The sequence below is a fragment of the Endozoicomonas sp. SESOKO3 genome, from assembly GCF_024606255.1.
Genome location: NZ_JAHHPR010000737.1, coordinates 1 through 1,062 on the forward strand (window position 1 = coordinate 1; position 1,062 = coordinate 1,062).

1 protein-coding gene is annotated in these 1,062 nt (G+C 48.2%); it reads left to right on the plus strand.

Annotation, left to right across the window (positions count from 1 at the left end):
- Positions 1-84: 84 nt before the first annotated feature.
- On the plus strand, positions 85-1,062 hold a 978-nt coding region (locus tag KDK18_RS13000), incomplete at its 3' end, for a transposase (RefSeq protein ID WP_257255354.1).

The following is a 1,062-nucleotide window of genomic DNA, read 5'->3' on the forward strand; positions in this document are numbered from 1 at the left end:
AATAGGACACCCTTATATTTGACAAACAAGCCAGCTCGTCTAGTTTTTTCCTGTCGCTGTTATTTAGTTCCGGCAGGAGAGGTTATGACCCGTGCACGAAGTTCTTTGATCGACCCAGGTTCCACGCCTTATTATCACTGTATAGCTCGATGCGTGCGCAGAGCGTATTTGTGTGGGGAGGATTATTTGACGGGCAAAAACTACGAGCACCGTCGGCAGTGGGTTGTAGATAAGCTCAGGGAACTGGTTTCAATCTTTTCTATAGAAGTCTGCGCCTATGCTGTTATGTCGAATCACTATCATGTGGTTTTGCATATCAATCAGAAACCTGCCAGAGAGTGGACACGAGATGAAATTTTGAGTCGGTGGACAAGGCTTTTCACAGGGCCGCTTCTGGTTCAGAGGTATCTTGCTGCTGACCAGCTGAGTCATTCGGAGCTGGCTCGCGTGGACGAATTTGTTGAAGAGTATCGAAATCGTTTAACGAACATCAGCTGGTTCATGCGATGCCTGAATGAGTATCTTGCCCGTGAGGCTAACCAGGAAGATGGCTGCAAAGGTCGCTTCTGGGAAGGGCGTTTTAAAAGTCAGGCGTTGTTGGATGAGGCAGCGTTGTTGACCTGCATGGCCTATGTTGACCTGAATCCGCTCCGTGCCGAAATGGCGGAAACTCCAGAAGGGTCAGACTACACGTCGATCCAGGAACGAATTGAAAATTTGGCAGGTTCGGACACCCGTAAGCAGCCAATCACCCTTATGCCTTTTCGATCACAGGGGCAAAATCCGGCTAAGGCATTGCCTTATATTCTTCACGATTATCTTGAACTGGTTGACTGGAGTGGGCGTGCAGTCCGATCTGATAAGAAAGGTTCAATCCCTTCTGATATCCCACCCATTCTGACCCGACTGGAAATTGATTCAAATGAATGGCTCAAAACCATGAGATATAATAACCGCTTCTATCGGGCAGTGGGCAGGCTGGAAGCCATGAAAACTTTTGCTCAGGAAGCGGGGCAGCAATGGGTACAGGGGTTGTTTATCTGTAGTCGTTTATTTCATGGC